This is a genomic window from Nonomuraea sp. NPDC049714 (assembly GCF_044465295.1).
Taxonomy (GTDB): Bacteria; Actinomycetota; Actinomycetes; order Streptosporangiales; family Streptosporangiaceae; genus Nonomuraea.
In genome coordinates this window covers 302,691-318,909 of sequence record NZ_JBITLM010000004.1, presented here as the reverse complement: position 1 = coordinate 318,909, position 16,219 = coordinate 302,691, and the positions used below count along the sequence as shown (strand labels likewise).

General features: G+C 66.9%; 14 protein-coding genes. 5 read left to right on the top strand and 9 right to left on the bottom strand.

Annotation, left to right across the window (positions count from 1 at the left end; genetic code table 11):
* Nucleotides 1-3 precede the first annotated feature (3 nt).
* The 6 genes from ACIBQX_RS19085 to ACIBQX_RS19060 all read right to left on the bottom strand — a co-directional run bounded on the left by ACIBQX_RS19085 (nucleotide 4) and on the right by ACIBQX_RS19060 (nucleotide 7,894).
* A complete protein-coding gene (locus ACIBQX_RS19085; protein WP_397006130.1) occupies nucleotides 4-714 on the bottom strand; it encodes a C40 family peptidase in 711 nt (236 codons plus the stop codon).
* Entirely contained in the window at nucleotides 711-1,550 is an 840-nt protein-coding gene (locus tag ACIBQX_RS19080) for a replication-relaxation family protein (protein ID WP_397006128.1), read from the bottom strand. Before ACIBQX_RS19080 ends, ACIBQX_RS19085 begins: the two co-directional genes overlap by 4 nt.
* Nucleotides 1,547-3,817 (bottom strand): type IV secretory system conjugative DNA transfer family protein, encoded by a 2,271-nt coding sequence (locus ACIBQX_RS19075; RefSeq protein ID WP_397006126.1) that lies wholly within the window; start codon nucleotides 3,815-3,817, stop codon nucleotides 1,547-1,549. Before ACIBQX_RS19075 ends, ACIBQX_RS19080 begins: the two co-directional genes overlap by 4 nt.
* Before the next feature lie 71 nt (nucleotides 3,818-3,888).
* Nucleotides 3,889-5,628 (bottom strand): VirB4 family type IV secretion system protein, encoded by a 1,740-nt coding sequence (locus tag ACIBQX_RS19070; protein ID WP_397006125.1) that lies wholly within the window; start codon nucleotides 5,626-5,628, stop codon nucleotides 3,889-3,891.
* The gene (locus ACIBQX_RS19065) at nucleotides 5,625-6,551 is read right to left on the bottom strand and encodes a PrgI family protein (protein ID WP_397006123.1); all 927 of its coding nucleotides are present in this window, start codon (nucleotides 6,549-6,551) and stop codon (nucleotides 5,625-5,627) included. The genes ACIBQX_RS19070 and ACIBQX_RS19065 overlap by 4 nt, the downstream gene beginning before the upstream one ends.
* Nucleotides 6,548-7,894, bottom strand: a complete 1,347-nt coding sequence (locus ACIBQX_RS19060) for a conjugal transfer protein TrbL family protein (protein WP_397006121.1) — start codon at nucleotides 7,892-7,894, stop codon at nucleotides 6,548-6,550. The genes ACIBQX_RS19065 and ACIBQX_RS19060 overlap by 4 nt, the downstream gene beginning before the upstream one ends.
* Between ACIBQX_RS19060 and ACIBQX_RS19055 the strand changes: the two genes are divergently transcribed.
* Nucleotides 7,893-8,042, top strand: a complete 150-nt coding sequence (locus ACIBQX_RS19055) for a hypothetical protein (RefSeq protein WP_397006119.1) — start codon at nucleotides 7,893-7,895, stop codon at nucleotides 8,040-8,042. The two genes, ACIBQX_RS19060 and ACIBQX_RS19055, sit on opposite strands and share 2 nt — an antisense overlap.
* Nucleotides 8,043-8,136: 94 nt before the next feature.
* Here ACIBQX_RS19055 and ACIBQX_RS19050 read toward each other — a convergent pair whose 3' ends face one another.
* Nucleotides 8,137-9,336, bottom strand: coding sequence for a pilin (locus ACIBQX_RS19050; RefSeq protein WP_397006117.1), 1,200 nt, complete (start codon nucleotides 9,334-9,336; stop codon nucleotides 8,137-8,139).
* Nucleotides 9,337-9,600: 264 nt separating this feature from the next.
* Between ACIBQX_RS19050 and ACIBQX_RS19045 the strand changes: the two genes are divergently transcribed.
* The 4 genes from ACIBQX_RS19045 (at nucleotide 9,601) to ACIBQX_RS19030 (ending at nucleotide 11,572) form a co-directional block, all read left to right on the top strand.
* Nucleotides 9,601-10,038, top strand: coding sequence for an XF1762 family protein (locus ACIBQX_RS19045; RefSeq protein WP_397006115.1), 438 nt, complete (start codon nucleotides 9,601-9,603; stop codon nucleotides 10,036-10,038).
* On the top strand, nucleotides 10,035-11,132 hold the full coding sequence (locus tag ACIBQX_RS19040; protein WP_397006113.1) for a DNA-methyltransferase: 1,098 nt from the start codon (nucleotides 10,035-10,037) through the stop codon (nucleotides 11,130-11,132). The genes ACIBQX_RS19045 and ACIBQX_RS19040 overlap by 4 nt, the downstream gene beginning before the upstream one ends.
* Nucleotides 11,129-11,365: a helix-turn-helix domain-containing protein gene (locus ACIBQX_RS19035; protein ID WP_397006111.1), complete on the top strand. Its 237-nt coding sequence runs from the start codon at nucleotides 11,129-11,131 to the stop codon at nucleotides 11,363-11,365. The genes ACIBQX_RS19040 and ACIBQX_RS19035 overlap by 4 nt, the downstream gene beginning before the upstream one ends.
* An 81-nt stretch (nucleotides 11,366-11,446) precedes the next feature.
* Nucleotides 11,447-11,572 (top strand): hypothetical protein, encoded by a 126-nt coding sequence (locus ACIBQX_RS19030; RefSeq protein WP_397006109.1) that lies wholly within the window; start codon nucleotides 11,447-11,449, stop codon nucleotides 11,570-11,572.
* A gap of 533 nt (nucleotides 11,573-12,105) precedes the next feature.
* Here the strand turns inward: ACIBQX_RS19030 and ACIBQX_RS19025 are convergent.
* Together ACIBQX_RS19025 and ACIBQX_RS19020 are read right to left on the bottom strand one after the other, a co-directional pair.
* Nucleotides 12,106-15,072 (bottom strand): hypothetical protein, encoded by a 2,967-nt coding sequence (locus ACIBQX_RS19025; RefSeq protein ID WP_397006107.1) that lies wholly within the window; start codon nucleotides 15,070-15,072, stop codon nucleotides 12,106-12,108.
* Nucleotides 15,008-15,772: a hypothetical protein gene (locus tag ACIBQX_RS19020; protein ID WP_397006105.1), complete on the bottom strand. Its 765-nt coding sequence runs from the start codon at nucleotides 15,770-15,772 to the stop codon at nucleotides 15,008-15,010. The genes ACIBQX_RS19025 and ACIBQX_RS19020 overlap by 65 nt, the downstream gene beginning before the upstream one ends.
* Between the last annotated feature and the right edge of the window lie 447 nt (nucleotides 15,773-16,219).

The window sequence follows — 16,219 nt, the reverse complement described above, 5'->3', positions numbered from 1 at the left end:
GACTCAAATCTGTTGTTCGAAGGCAGATTGAAACGGTAGCCGCGAGCTTATCGCCTGCTCTTGAGCGCCGCCGGGATTCATCGCGTTACCGCTGGGCCGTACGGCGCCGATGAACTCCCGTTCCCGATATGGGTCGCCTGCCCAGGTGTCGATGCGCACAGTGCTGCCGGTGGAGGGGGCGTGCACCATGCGGCTGGCGTCCACAGCGATGCCTACATGGTGAATCGTCGCTGCACGGGTTGGGTCACGGGCGAAGAAGATCAGATCCCCGGGTCGGATCTGGCTCCTGGGCACTCGGATGCCTGCGTTCCACTGCGTTGAGGTGTGCCCACCGATTCGGACGCCGACCTTGGCCCAGGCGTATTCGGCCAAGCCGGAGCAGTCGAACCCGTGGATGTGGGCGCCATGTTCAATGCCGAGGCTGGGGCCGCTGGGGCCACCGCCGCCCCAGGAGTACGGTACGCCGCGCATGCGCAGCGCGGCCTGTAGGGCGATCAACCCATGCTCCGCCCCGGCCACCGCCACATTGGGGAGATGCTCGCACAACCCCATAGGAACGGATTCAGGTTGTCCGGGGCGGGCGTCGTCACACTTCGCGCCGAAGGCGGTAGCCGTGACGTAGGCGCCCCCGGCCAGTCCGGCGAGGAGCGCGATGCCACCCATCAGAGCGGCGGCTGCGGCAAGGATCGGCGCCAGTCCGGTTTCCGCGATCAACAGCGCGTCCCCGGTTGAGACTGGTGCCAGTGGCCGGCGATTTCGGCCAGGCGGAGGCGCGTGCCCCGGCGATCATGCGGGAGCCAGATCGCTTTATGAGGGCTGGTGCCTGTGACAGCGGTGGCGCACGGCACAGAGGTCTGGGCAGCACGGAGCTGGAGGCGCTCCTGCAGGTTGTTCTCCCGGCGTGGGGCGGAGGTGAGGAACAGGACAGGGGTGGTGATGCCGGTGGCGGCGGTGAGGGAGGCGTAGCCATCCAGCTTGGCCACAACTCGACCGATGGTTTCGGTGCCGGTGTCATATTCGAGGAAAAAGTCCACCGTCTGGCCGTTCTCGGTCCAGCGGCCGTAAGCGTCGGGGCGAACATGGGTACCCCACTGGATGGCGCAACGCCTTTCCGGCCACCAGATGTGCAGGTGGCACCCGCTGGTACGGCGGGCGGTGCCATACAGGTGGGCGAAGACGTCGTTGGTGCCGATGGTGTGAGCGAGTCGCTGGCTGTAGGCGATGGACAGGACGCGGTCGCGGCGGTAACCGAACTCGGCCAGATCTGTTCCGTCTTCGGCGGCCAGGACGACGGCGCCGGTTTCGCCGAGCACGTAGTGCCAGGGGGCGGAGCCGGTCGGCGGTTTGGGACGGAAGCGGTTCAGAACGCCGATGTGGTGCAGCTTGACCAGGCGGTGGCGTGCGGTGGTCGGGTCGTTGAAGGCGATGCGGGCGATCTGGTGGCTGGTCAGGACCTTGTGGGTCCAGACCAGGCGGAGCAGGTGCCGGTCGCGGGTGGTGAGCTGGGTGGCAAGTGTGGCCATGACGGCGGGCGTGTAGTGCTCGTTCATGCGTGAACGTCTCCTCCTGCGTTGGGCTGCTGCCGCGGGTCGTCCTGCGGCAGGGCTTCGGGGCGGGCCGGGGCGCGGCCGTGGGCTTGGGCGGCGGCGGCCCGGACACGTTGCGCGAGGTCGGCGTCCGGGGTCGGGAGAGGGTGGGTGCGCAGGGTGAAGGGTGGGGTTTCCGCGGAGCGGACAATGAGACGGGCAGCAGCTTGGTAGGCGCCGAGATTGGCCAGGTCATGGCGGGTGAGGTACGGGCTGAAATGGTGTTCGGTCTCGCGGGCGTCCTCGGGTGAGAGCGTGAAGTAGATCTTGTTGCGGGCGTCTGAGCTGATGGCCTGGTGGAGATCGCGGGGGAGCTGGGCGAGGTGCTGGTGGGCGAGCACGATCGACAGGCCGTAGGCGCGGGCTTCGGCGAGCATGTCGGACAGGGCACGGGGGAGGTTGAGGAAGTTCTGGGTTTCGTCGACGTACAGGGCCGAGTGGGCGCGGGTGCGGCCGAGGCGGGCGCGGTGGGAGGCGGCCTGCCAGACCTGGGCGAGCAGGAGTGAGCCGAGCAGGCGGACGGTGTCGTCGCCGAGGACGCCTTTGGGCAGACGAGCGAGCAGGATCTTGCCGTCCAGGACGTCGCCGACGTCGAAAGTGGATTGAGCGGAGCCGAGGATGTCACGGACGAAGGGGCGGAGCAGGAAGGCGCGGAGTTTGTTCATGATGGGCGCGGTGACGTGGGATTGGGCCTGCTCCGACAGGCGTTCGTACCAGGTCCAGAAGCCTGTCAGGAACGGGTCGCTCAGTTGCCCGGTGAGCTGGTGGCGGTAGGCGGGGTCGGTGAGCAGGGCGGGGATGTCGGCGAGGGTGCCGCCACTGCGCGACAGGGTGAGGGCGCAGCCCCGCAGGATGTCGTCGCTGCGTGGGCCCCAGGAGTCGGCGTAAATCTTGTGGAAGATGCCGACCAGGTTGTCGGTCAGGGTGTCTTGGTTCGGGCCTGCCAGGACGTTGAGTGCGGGCCTGGAGTACGGGTCGTCGGGGTCGATGAGCGCGATGCGCTTTGCGGCGGTTTCGGGGATGAGGCCGAGGAGGTCGGCGACGAGGTCGCCTTTGGCGTCGATGACGGCGACGCCACGTCCGGCCTGGATGTCGGAAAGGATCATGTGGGCGAGCAGGGTGCTCTTGCCGGTGCCGTTCGGGCCGAGGATGTGCGCGTGGTGGCAGGAGTCCGGTACGCGGAGCGCGACCGGCCGCTGATGGCCGGCGTCCGCAGTGCCGAGCACTTTGCCGTGCTGGGCGACCTGTGGTGTGGGGGCGACCGTGTTGGCTCCGGCCCGTCGCACGCCGGGGACGGCGGGATCGATCGGCAGGTGCGCGAGTGCGGCGAGTTCGGGGATCGACAGCAGGAAGCCATGTCCGAGACGGCGGGATACCAGCCCGTGGGCCGGTCGGAGCAGCCGGCGCCGTTCCAGCCGGTTGTGCCCGGAGTACAGGGCGAACGCGGCGGCGATGGCATGAGCCCGCCCGCGGATGGCCTGGCGGCGCAGCGTGGCCGCGCCGCCGTCGGCTGACTGGACGACATAGCGGATGGCCACCTCATAGCGGGGTTGGAGAGCCTTGTCGCGGATGGCGCGGGCTTCGGCGTAGTGCTCCAGCCGTACGGCGTGATCCGGCTCCCGGTGCGGGCGGGAACGTTCCGGGATGAAGAGATCAAGGGCGGCGCGCAGTAGCGCGACCGGTAGCCCCGGGCGGGAGGACAGGCGGCGGCCGGTGGCGGGACGGGCCAGGATCTGCACGGCGGCGTGCTGCCAGACCGGCATACCCACGCCGGCGCCGAGCAGGGCTCGGAGGGGGTCGTGGTCGTGGTCCTGCCGGATCGGTAGCCGTTCCTCACGGGCAAGCATGAACTGCCCGCCGGTGGCCCGCCCGCTCAACGGCACCGGCGGGTCTGCCTCGACGACGGTGGTTCGCGCGGAAAGCCAGGTGGCCTCGATCGCGTGGTTCACCAGGTGCTGAGGTACGGTGCCGGGAACCCACATGAGGATCCGCACACCGCCTGCACTGAAGCGGTACTCGAAGGTCAGATGCGGTTGGCCGAGCAGGACCCGCTTCCAGGCCGGGCGCAGCAACCCGAGCAGGTTGCCCCACAACGCCTCGGCTCCAGGCAGGTCAGCGGCTGGTGGGGCCAGGATCTCCAGACAGCGTGCCCCGCGAGTCGCAGCGCGGTGACGTAGCCGTACGAGTAGGAACCGGCCCAGACTTGCCAGGAACACGCTGGATGGGACCAAGATCGCAATCTGCTGGCCATGCCTGTACAGCCACGTCAGGGCGTCTGGGTCGTGAAGGAGGTCATGGAGTGTCACAGGTCCTCCTCGTCGTGCTGGGCGAGTTCTTGCGGGGAGGAGGTGACGAGGCGGTGTTCGCTGGCACTGGCCAGTACGTGGAAGGCGACCCGGGACGCGCCGGAGTCGGCGGCCAGCAGGCCGGTGCCGCGTTCGGCGGACAGCAGGAGATGGCGCTCGCCTTCGGACAGGTTGAAGGCCTCAGCGACCGCGTCGATGGCCTGGGGCGCCTGCCGCAGCAGGATCTGTGTGGCGGAATTGGCGATGATCGCCTGCCCGATGGGGGAGCCGAGTAGGTCGCCGGCGTCCTGGGTGACCACCGACAGCCCGGCCCAGTGCTTGCGGGCCGCCTTCGCCATCCGGAGCAGGAACTTCGCCCCTTCGGGGTCCTTCATCAGCAGCCACGCCTCGTCGACCACGACCAGTCGCGGACGCCGTCGGTCCGGGTCGGACACACGCCGCCAGACTGCGTCCAGGGTGATCAGCGTGCCGACGGCCTTCAGTTCCTCGGGAAGGTCCCGTAGGGAGAACACGATCAGGTGAGAGTCGTGCCGGGTGGTGGTGGCCCCGTCGAAGAGCCGACGGTGACTTCCCGTCACGTACGGTGCGAGCCCGGCCGCCAACTCGGAGGACCGGGGATCTTCGTCTTCGGTAAGCGTTGTTACCAGATCGTGCATCAGTGGTGGGGGTCGGTCCCAGGTGGTCGGATCGAAGGTGATCCCGGCCTGCTTGTACGCGGTGAGGATGGCTCGATCCAGCGTGGCTTTGCCGGTCTTGTCCAACGGTTCGCCGAGCATGACCGCGATGAGCGTGTGCAGGAACAGCACCCTGCGGGTCAGCGCATCCCGTCCGTCGGCGGGCAGGTCGAAGGGGTTGAGCCTGACGTCCGGTGCTCCCAGGTGCAGATAGGCGCCGCCGACCGCCTCGCACAGCCGGGCGTACTCGTCCTCGGGGTCGATGACCGCGACCTCGACTCCGGTGTACAGCGAGCGGAGTGCTTCCAGCTTGGCCAGGTACGACTTGCCGGCCCCGCTGCTGGCGATGATCGCGGAGTTGTGGTTGGGCTGGGCGAACCGGTCCCAGGTCACCAGGGAGGCGCTGGCAGCGTTCGCCCCGTACAGGACGGCGGTCGGCCCCATCGTCGCGGTCAGGTCTGGGCTGGTGAAGGGGAACGCGGCAGCCAGGGCCGGGGTGTCGAAGGTACGGGTAGCGCCCAGGTTGTCGAAGGCCAGCGGCAGCGACGACACCCACCCTTGCAGCTGGCGGAAAGCGACTTGGCGGGCGTCCAGGAGCAGGGACGCGGCTAGCGCGCGCACCTGGGCACACGCCTCGTCCAGCTCGCTCTCGCTGGTCGCGTGAACGGTTAGGTAGATCGAGACGCGGAACAGACGGGCCTGCCCGCGGGCGATCCGGGAGGCGAGTTCCTGTGCGTCCTCGGCGGCCACCTCGGCGCTGGGGTCGAGGAGACGGCCGTGCTGCTGGTCGCTCCGCAGCCCGGACTCCAGCCGGGCCAACTGCCGGCGCAGCCGATCGGCGGCCAGGAGCGACGGCACCGGATCCACGTGGAGCGACACGTCCAGACGGCCGGGGTAGGTCAGCAGCGGCTCCAGCCACCCGGGAGCGACCTCTCGCGGATACCCGCTCACCGCCAGCGACGCGCACAGCCCACCGCCGACCCGCAGATGGGACGGTCGAACCAGGACCGCGTCCGGACCGAACCGGCCGCGATCTGACCCCCTCGTACGTCGGATCTTCACTGGGAATCCCTCCTCGTGATGACCTCGTTTGGCTCGGCGAGCTGATCGGCGGGTAGAGGTGGCGCGGCTGGGTCGAAGCAGGACGCCAGCACGACACCGGCGGCCTCGGCGTTCAAGAGCCGGACCATGACCCCGCATGCCGAGAGCAGCCGCGTGGCTTCCTCCACCCGCCGTAGCGCTCGCGCTGCTGCCGCGTCCTGCCCGCCGCTGGACGGTTCGCGGACGACGAGCAGGACTTGGCGGCGCAGTAGGTCATGCCGGGCGGACAGATCGGCCAGGAACTCGGCATGCTCGTGCGCGGCGGCCCTCAACGCCGGATGGGCGAGACCGCCGGCGCCCTCCATCAGTTGGCCGATCGTTGGGGCGAGATCCACCCGTTGGGCGCGCAGCAGGATCTGCGCCGGGCCGGACAGGGAGTTGAGCCAGCGCCCGAACGTCGCCACGAGCGCGTCCTGCTCCTCAGGCGTACGCAGCGCGAAACTGACCGTGGACACCTCCGCCACCGCGGCGACACCATCGGGGCCGAGGTCGATCAACCCATCACCGATCACCCCACGAGCGGGCAGTCGCAGCGGCGCAGGCCGGGCCCCAGAACGCGCGGCCACCCATGCAGGAGCGCCAGGAGCTTGCTCGGCCGAGGAGGTCAGGGCCTTCGGCGAGACCAGATGGCGCAGCGCGGCCAGCAGATACCGGTCCAGCGGGACACCGTCACGCCGCCCGATGGCCAGCAGCAGCCCCGCCGTCGCGACCGGAAGAGCGCCCGCAGCGAACACCAGCAAGCCGATGTGCTCCCCGGCGACCAGGTACGCGCCATACACCAAGGCCGCGGTGCCGCCGAGGATGGTCACCTGACGTGCGGTGAACCTTCCCACGATCCGGTCGTCCTGTTCCACATCGGCGGGAATCCGTACCAGCCAGCTCATGTGCGTTCACCTCCTGGATCAGGCGGAGTACGCCGCCCCGGACTCGTGGTGCTGCCGGGATAGGCAGGCGGCAGGAACACGGCAGGCGGAACCGGAGGGCGGCCAGGCGTGCTGTGATCGCGCGGTACCTGACCGGCAGGGCCGGTGAATGGGCGAACCTGCTGGGGCCCAGCGCTTCCGTGAGCCAGCGGAGTGACCGACGACTGTGTGATCAACGCAGGGTTGCGGTGCCTGCCCGGATGGCGAGCACAGGTCGGGGAGTGCTGGCCCTGGCCTGGCCCGCCGCGGGGAGCCGGTCCGGTGGATGGACGAGGACCGCTCGAACCGGCGGGACCTCCTGGGCCAGATGGTCCGGGTGGACGGCGCGGAGGCAGCACCCTGCCTTGGATTCCCGGCGTCTGCCGGGCACCGGTAGTGGCACGCCCCCGGCCCAGGTGCAGGGCGTTCAGAACAGGTGAGGCGAACTTGTAGGCCAGGGCGTACTTGAAGATCCGCGCGATCGACGAGCCGCGCCCCGCCGTCTGAGCGAAGATCCGGCGCGAGACCCAGTGCGGAATGCGTACCAGAATGATCAGTAGGCAGATGGCGAGGACCACGTTGATGAGCTGGCCGGACGGGACGAGCCCGAGGAGCAGGCGCCCGTCCTGGTTGAAGAAGATCCGTACCGCCATCACCAGAGTCAGGGACTGAGCCACCTGAACGATCAGCAGCCCGGTGAAGGCACGCCACCAGAACCGGGCGAGCCCATCGGTGTGGGGAAGCGCCAGGCAGGCCATCGCCAAGGGGGCGGCCACGACCAGCAGCAGCACCAGCGCGGCTCGCATCACGAAGGCGATGAGCAGCAGGATCAGCAGAATGACCGCGACCAGCGCGAGCAGGATGTAGAAGCTCCCATCCTGTGCTGGTGGCAGGATCAGGTATCGCAGTGTCGTCAGCGCGCGCCGGCCGTCGAAGCTCTGCCCGAGCAGTGCCTGTGACAGCGCGTTGGCCAGCTCGATGATCTTTCCGCAGATCGTGAAGCTCGTGTTGGCGGCCAACGCGGCGGCCAGCAAGCGGGGCAGCACCTCCTTGACCGCGTACCGGGTCTGCACCGTCTCGTGCCCCATCGCCGTGATCGCGCCGATGGTGGCCAGCAGGACGAACGTGCTGTTGGCGATCACAGCGCTTGCCTTCCACAGGTCGAACACCCTGGGGCTGGCGGACACGTCCGGCGTGGAGAGCAGCGTCACCGCGAGGACGTTCAGCATGGGCTCCACTGCCAGCGCCACCATGTTGGCGAACCACGAGTTGAGCCAGCCGCCGATCCAGTCACCGATCGTGAAACCGAACCCGGGAGTCGTCATGGAGACGTCTGCCGGCAGCGACGGTGATGGTGCCGGCTCGGGCGAAGGCGAGGCAGCTGCGGCAGGAATTGCCGTCGTCGCGGCAACGCAACCGGCAATGACGGCAGTGGCCATGGCCTGCCACACCACGTTCCGCCGGGTGGAGTAGTCAATGACCCCACTCGGCAGGTAGGGCCGTCCGGGTGCGGTGTGGATCGGGAGCGTCGCGGTGGCAGAGGTGCGGGCGGTGGGCGGCATCGTGGTCAGCCGCCCACGATGCGCTTGAGCACGCTCATGAGTACCGGTGCCAGCACGGCCAGGGCGTATCCGAAGGCTGCCGCCTTCAGCGCTGCTTTGGCCTTCTGGATTTCCCCGGGGTCGCCACCTGCGATCAGGTAGCGCAGCCCGCCAACGGTCAGCATGAGTGTGGCCAGCGCTGCCAACATCCCGATCAGCCAGTTCCGCAGGTTCGTGAACACCGTGTTCAGATCGGCCGGAGCGGCGGCCGATGCCCTGGTTGCCACTACGGCAACCAGCAGCACAGCGATTGCCGCCGCGGCCACGATCGATACGGCGAGGCCGCGGAGGCAGCGCCTGCGGTGCTGGGGTTGCCGCGCGGTGCGCCGTCGCTTGGCCCGGCCGGCTATGGATGGGTGGTTGGGGGAGATCCGCGCGGAGTCAGGGGTGGTGTCCCTGTCTCCCTTCGAGTCGTTTGCCATGACTGCATCCGGAGTTTCCTGGCTCCGCGCGGAAGTAGTGGGTGAAGGGGTGGGGCCGGTTTCCGGCAGCCATGGCCTGCTGACCCGCGAGGCGTCTTGCCGGTTGTACGGCCGGCTGTCACGCAGGGGCATGTCCTGCAGCCGGGTGAGGACGATCAGCTCGGCGTCGAGTTCGCTGAGTGTCCCTTCGTTGACCGCGTCGAGGAGGACAAGGTCGGGGTGGTGCCACGGGCGGGTCACAGGCGGCGGCTCACCGGTCTGCCGCTGTCGCTCGGCCTTGGTGAGGAGGTAGCGGCGGGCGCTTTCCCCCGAGCAGCGGGCCGCCTCGCACAGGCGGCGCCGGATGTGGGGCAGATTGGTGTCCACGCGGTGGAGCGCTCGCAGGAAGCCCGCCAGGATCGCGATGTCGACGTCCACGGGGTCTCCGTGCGGCAAATCGCGGGTCAGGGAGAGCGCCGTCCTGCGAAGGGCCGGCATCGCCATCCCCGCAGTGGCGACCGTCCAGGCCGACTGCGGCTGTCGGGTACGGGCGATGAGTTCAGTCCAGACCGCGTCTCGGGCCTGTTGGGTGACGGTCTGGCTGGTGAGCAGCACTCGCAGCTCCAGCAGTTCGATCGGCCCCCGAGGCAGGCCGGGCGCGAATGCTGTGCAGTCCATGGACAGGCAGCCGGGGCCGGTGGTCAGCAGCCGAAACGATGTTTCCGCGGTGTCCAGGGGCGATTCGGTGAGGCGAGGTGCGCTCATGTCGTGCTCCGATTCGAGAAAGGCTCTCGTGGTCTCGGAAACTGGTCTACGCATCGCCTCAGAAACCGCTCAGAGGTGTGTGGGGAATCGGCTCAGAAATTTCTCAGAAGTCAGCCCTTCTGAGGGCTTCACCAGTCGCTGATCGGTCGTTTTCGCTTGTTTCTGAGTGGCCTCTGAGTCTGCTGCTTGCCTGGTCATGTGCCTCCAGGGTCATGCTCATGGCCCTGAGGGCGCGCATCCGGAAATCGTGTCCCGACAACAGCGATGGAGAAGTCGAATGACATCTACGCGACCATCAACAATCACAGGCTGACAAATCCCATCGGGTGGGAAGAACGGCGCCTGGTCATTTCACCGGTCGTTCTCCAGACGGCGCGAGCCTTTGCCGTCTGGACACGCCGCGATCTCACCGCGCCCGCCGATGCCGAGCTGGTTCTCGGCGTCCGTGACAGCAACGCGACGTTGGCCGGGGTGGTGTTCGCCGGCTCGCCCAGTTCGTGGCGGGACGACGACGGCGCCACGGTAGAGATCCTCTGCCTGGCCACCGACGGCACACTCGGCGCCGAACGGGCGCTGCTGGGTGGGGTCTGGTGGGCGGCCCGGGTCAAGGGCTATGAGCGGATGCTCGTCAGCGCCTACCCCGGTGGTGCGCGCGCCGGTCAGGTGCTGTGGGTGGCCCGGACGGTCGGAGGTCGCCGATGACCGTATTCAGGCAGCCGTACTGGCACGACGACCAGGCAGCCATCTACCACGGCGACGCCCGCCAGGTGCTCTCGGAGATGCCCGCAGGTTCGGTGGACTGCATCGTCACCAGCCCGCCGTACTGGGGCCTGCGCCACTACTGCGAAGGCCAGTACGGCCAGGAGCCCACGCCAGAGGAGTATGTCGGCAACCTGCGGGCAACCTTCGCCGAGGCCCGCCGGGTGCTCGCCGACGATGGCACGTGCTGGCTGAACCTGGGCGACTGCTACGCCGCCAACTCCGACGGCTGGGCCCGAGGCAAGACCTACAACCGTCGGCAGCCGGAGACACGGCCCAAGGCCCGGCTGGCCGTACCACCCAAGAACCTGCTCGGGATGCCCTGGCGGGTCGCCTTCGCCCTGCAAGAGGACGGCTGGATCCTGCGCAACGCCATCATCTGGCACAAGCCCAACGCGATGCCGCAGTCCGTCCGCGATCGGCTGTCCAACCGATATGAGTTGATCTTCCTGTTGGTCAAGCAGCGGACCTACTGGTTCGACCTGGACCCGATCCGCGAGCCGTACACAGGGGATCGCCCGATCACCAGAAGGGCGCGCTCCGGCGGCACCAAACCGAACAGCATCACTACCGCCTGGCCACCAACCGGCAAGTACGGCATGACCTGCAACGGTGCGGCAGGCCACCACCACGGCACGGCAATGCGGCCCACCGGGGAACGGCACACCACCTGCCACACCAGTGGCCGCAACCCTGGGGACGTCTGGCCGATCCCCACCCGCCCGCTACGGGCAGCGCACTTCGCGGCCTTCCCGATCGACATCCCGCTCAAGGCGATTGCCGCCGGCTGCCGCCCCGGCGGCAAGGTGCTGGACCCGTTCATGGGCAGCGGCACCACCGGCATCGCCGCGCGGCAACTCGGCCGGAAGTTCCTCGGCATCGACCTCAACGCCGCCTACTGCGACCTCGCCCGTACCCGGCTTCTCTCAGGGAACCCGTACTCGGCTCAGGGGGCCACGTCCCATGCCGGCGCACCAGGTTGTCCTCCGGGCGGCTGTCCGATTCCCGATGGCGAAAACGAGGAGGGCGCTCCATGAGGCCGCTGACGCTCGCGGAGGTGCAAGCCCTGCCGGCCGTCGTGCCCCTCCTGCTGGCCGCTCGCGCTCTGGGCCTGAGCAGGAACACCGCCTATCGCCTCGTCCAGCGAGAGGAGTTCCCCTGTCGCGTCATCAAGGTCGGCGACACCTACCGCGTGCCGACCATTGAGCTACTCGTCCTGATCGGCGTGGACAGGGAGAACGTACGGAGCGCCTTCGGCTCCAGCGCTTGATGTCCGGCTCATGAGGCGCTGGACGGAGCGTTGAGCGAGTACCGCTCATCTGGGTCACAGCCGACGGGTGGAGCGGCTAGGTTGCCGCTCCACCCTCTGGTGCATGGCGGCATGACGCTGGAGGCGAACCTCGCCGACCCGCAGCGCCACGCGAACGACTTCACCCAGCGCCGTGGATCACTGTCCTGGATCCGGACGGCGAGATGATCGGATGCGTCTATCCCTCACGCAGCGACGACCACGACGCTGACGTGCCCTCCTGGGTCCGGTACGCAGCTTCGGGAAGAGCCTGAGGCTGCGTACCGGTTGTATGGGCTCTCAGACGAGCAGGAGGAGGACGCGTTCGGCCTGGTGGTTCAGAGCACCTGGCGCGGGACCCTTACGATCGCCACCCATCCGCCCGACCCTCGCTTTGAACGATCCGAAGCGGGCGGCCCGGTGATCAAGGTGCCCAGAAGAACTTTTTTGAACCTGTCAGTGACCCGTGGAGGCGTCCAGAGCCACGGTCAAATGACGGTCAAACGATCAAGGGCCTGACCGCTGTCTCCACCGGACCCGGGGCGATTCACTGCGATCTCGTTCGCATGTGACGACACACCTCGGTCTGCGGCGGATCCGGACGCCCTGTCATGATCGGTATTGCGTGTTAGGGGTAGCGCGAATGTGGATAGTCATCCTGCGTGACAGATGGTTTCTGATGATCACTCCGCGTGAGTGGGTTGCGAGCCATTGGCGGAGTGTCAACGACGCATGTTGACCCGGATGCCATGGAGCACGGTGGGGTGGAACGAACTGACCCGGTCGCGGCGCTTTAGTTCATTGAGCAGTTCTTCGGTCCCGTCCAGTTCCTTCAGCTTCGGACGGTGGCCGCCAACTCTGGTGAGCGGTTCGTACTCGTCGCCGAGCGCCAAAAGAATCTGGTTCAACACCGGTAGCTCGATGTCAGGGAGGTGGGGTTCCAGCAGACTCAGGATGTGCTCGGCGGGCGCTCCGGCTTCGCTGAGCTTGACCAGGAGATCCACCGAGACCGTGTTGCCCTTGGCCGCCCACTCGCAGATCGCGATGGCACCCTGCTGGGACAACCGGCCGTGTATGTACTCCGCGTCATCGGCGATTGCCCGCTTGACGGTTGGTGCCACACGCCGACTCCGCATGAGCTTGGGCAGGTCGTCGCTCGATAGCGGTAGTTCACACACGTAGGACGCCAGGCTTTTGGACGCCGCGAAGTACTCCTCGCGGACCGCGAACGGGCTACCGCCCACACGCGCATATGTCTCGGCGGCATCGGGCACCAGTTCGGCAGCCAGCAGTGCCGGGAGCAGCTTGAGCCCGGCGCCGGTCAGGCGTTCGGGATCCAATCCGTTAGCGAGCTCGAGCTGCTTCACCAACCGGACCCTCGCTGCCGAGTCCAGGTTCTCGGCATGTGTCAGCGCATACCCGAGGTCGTACCTGGACTCCTCCTTCACCTCCTCGACCTCGGTGAAGTCGATGCTGTTCAGGTTCTTCACCAGCTCCTCGCGGACGCCGAACTTTGCTACGAACTGGCTCACGTTCCAGGCGGTAGGCGCGAACCGGCTCGCCGACATCACTGCAGTCCATGCCGTTTCGTCGAGGTCATCCAGGTCGGCTACCTCGCACGTCTGCGACGCGCCCTTCACAACCGGCAGCACCGCCGATTCGGCGGCACCGGCGACGTCATTCAGCACCGCGACGAACTCCTCCGAAGCTCCGACGGTCACTTCGCCCTCCTGGCGGGCATGGAGGTAGCTGTCCATGTTGTTGAGGATGTGCTCGTAGACGGTCGCGTTGATCGCCTTCACCACGTCGAGGGCTAGCGGGGTGCCTTCACTGAGTGCCGCGGACAGGTTCGCTCTCGTGACCGGGTACAGGCTAGCCGTGACCACCGCCTCACGCTGTGCGTCCCCCAGCACTGTGAGGTCGCCGACCTGGGTGCCGAGACGACGAACCAGGACCACCAGGTCAGCCGCCGTTGATGCCTCCACGGTGCCAACAAATGCCTGCATCTGGGCGTAATGCTCCGAGAGGAACTCTTCCACCCGGTCGGATGAGTCGTAGTCCACGTCTCGATCAGCGCTTTGGACAGCGGCATCGACGAGCTCAACGGCCGCCAGGAGATCGAACGGGGCTTTCTCGACCAAATGGACGAACACGCCCTTCCAACGAGGAGCCAGTTGGCTTACGAAGACCGCCCTGGACTCGCCGTCCATGAGGTACATATCGATGAAAGAGGAGTCGGTCTCGGCGCGCATGACGAGCTTGTCGAGAGCCTTATCAAGCAGTTCGGGATGCATGGGCAGGTAGTGGTTGAAGACCTCGAGGTTGAAGACGCTCTCGCCGTCGAGGAAGCGAGCGCCCATTTCCTTCTCAACCGCGTCGATGGAGGCAGCCTCGTCGAACCGGAAGCGGTGGTCTGCGCGGTCGGCCTGGACGCAATGGAGGATGAAATTCATGGCGCTGACGCTGATAGCGATGCCGTGGTAATCCGAGCAGTACAGAGTGAAGTTCTCGTCGATGTAGCCCTTGGCAAGGAGGTCGTGGGCCATGGGCGACACGAGGTCGGCAATGATGGCATCGAGGTTGCGCTCCACGCCGCCGTCGGTGGGCATGGTTAGGTCAGTCCTGGCCATGAGCTGCGCCATCGTGGCTTTCGCAACGAAGTCCTTCGTCTCCCGCGCGGCCCGGGAGGCGCGCTGGAGACGTGGGACATCGGCATCGACCAGCGCAGCGGCTCCATCCCCGACCAGCGCGATCACGTCATTGAACGACAGGGTGCTGCCACTGTATCCGGGTTGGCTAACGTGCACCTCTTTGCGGGTCTCGTGTAGCAACCTCCAAAAGTCGCCGGATGTAAGGGCTGCGAGCGCATAGCTCTTCGACTGGTACTGAAGGACCGGCTCGCCACCACCCCGCCACGCTCGGTGAACAATCTGCAGCACCTTTTGGAGCCGTTCGCCGGCGGCCTTCGCGTGCTTGTCCCACAGGGCGTTCGACGCAATCCGGTCTAGCGCCTCCTTGCTGACCGCTGCCTGGTGGCCCGCCTGATACGTGACCATGTCGCGGAAAGCCCGGTGGGCTTCGTCAATCTTGCTCGTGCCCAGCCGGATGGCCTCGAAGTCCTCCAGATGCAGGTTCTTGTAAACCATCATCGCGAACAGCCGGTCCGCGGTGAGGCCCTTGAGGCCCCTCTCTCCCAGGACCGCGGTACGGTAGATCTCGAACTCATTCCGGATGTTGCGAATCAGGCGCATGTCAGTCAGACGCCCGCCAACCAGATTCACCAGCGCAGCCGAAGGCCGCTCATCCGATTCGGCGAACTCCGCCATCAACAGATCCCTCGCCGACCGGTGCGTGATGAACGGAACCATCGGGACAACCAGGTCGAAAAACTTTGTCCTGTTCGCCGACGGGGCGGACTCCAGAGCGGACGCACGAAGCGCTGCCGCATCGGCATCCGCATCGCCGTCCGGGGCGCCATCGACTCTGAGTTGCTCGAAGATACTGTCGCGGACCGCATACACGAACCGAACCGGCCGTGACCTGATCTGCTCGGAGTTGTTCAAGACGGTGTTCAGTTCGCGTAGCGTCTCGAAGATGTGAGGGTCCCCGAACCGGTCCAGGTCCTCAAAAGATCGCAACCTGGGTGCGCGTCTTCTGGAAGAAGTAGACGATCTCGTCGAGGTACTCATCAAAATACGAGTTTTCTTTGGCTCTCAGCGTGACGGCCGCTCCGCCCGCGGAGACGCTCTCCACGCGCACTCGGCTTTGCAGAGCACGCAAACCAAGAAAGCAGATCATCCCCAGGAACACGCCGAGCCCAGCGACGATGACCCACGGAACCCAGTCATGACTGGTGACCATGGCCTGGGGTCCCACCTTCTTCACGCGCTCCACCAGCCCGAGCAGGACCGCGACCACAAAGGACCCTACAGCGGCCAGGGCGCTCCAGACCGCAGCCCGCCAGGGCCTGAACGAGTCGATACGGAAGTACCTCGACCCCGGCATGTCCGCAGGGGCCTTCCGGTAGAGGAACTGCTTGACGATCTCCTTCTGGATGAGGTTCGTCAGTGGAGCGGGGGTGGTGTCATCCTGGATGCGCGCCCGCTTCGTGTCGCCTACGCCCAGGCTCGACAGCGACAGGTTGACCCAGCTGATCTTCCGCTTATCCAGCTCCTCCTGGACACCGCGAATAACACTGCTCTTTCCGCTGCCGTAGTGCCCCGCGAGGGCGATATTCCTCGCGGCGTTCGCCGACTTGTCGGTCAGAATCTTGAGGAGGACCGCCGCGTGCCGCCCATGCAGGTTTTTTTCATACGTGGGCCCGAGACTCCGCAGGACCGGCACGTCGGGCTGTGATGCGGGCTGCCGGGCCGGGAGCACTCGTGACATGGACGGAATCTTATGCCCGGGTTGCGCAGTTGGTGGGCACACGTGATGCCGAATCCGGGGCATGAGCTGGGCGAACGTCGGCAGGGTCGGGAGGGGGCATGTGTCCAACACCCTGCCGACCGGTTTCGATCCCATGGGCTGGCTGGTGTGTGCCTCTCCTGCGTTGCCCGGCGCCGTTCATGACGCGACCGTCGTCTTGATCGACGTCTTAGCCGCCGCTCCACGTGATGACCTTCCCGGACAAGGCTTATTAGGGTGCGGCACGATCCGGGCGCCGTTCAAGCGGCGGCGACATCGTCCGGGCTGTCGCGTGGGCAAACCGTGCTCATGGGCAGCGTCCTCGGTAGCTGCTCCTTGCTTTGAACCACCAGAGACGGCAGACCGGCACCAAATCAGCGATCAAGGTGCCCAGGAGAACTCGTTTGAACCCGTCACGACCCCATGGAG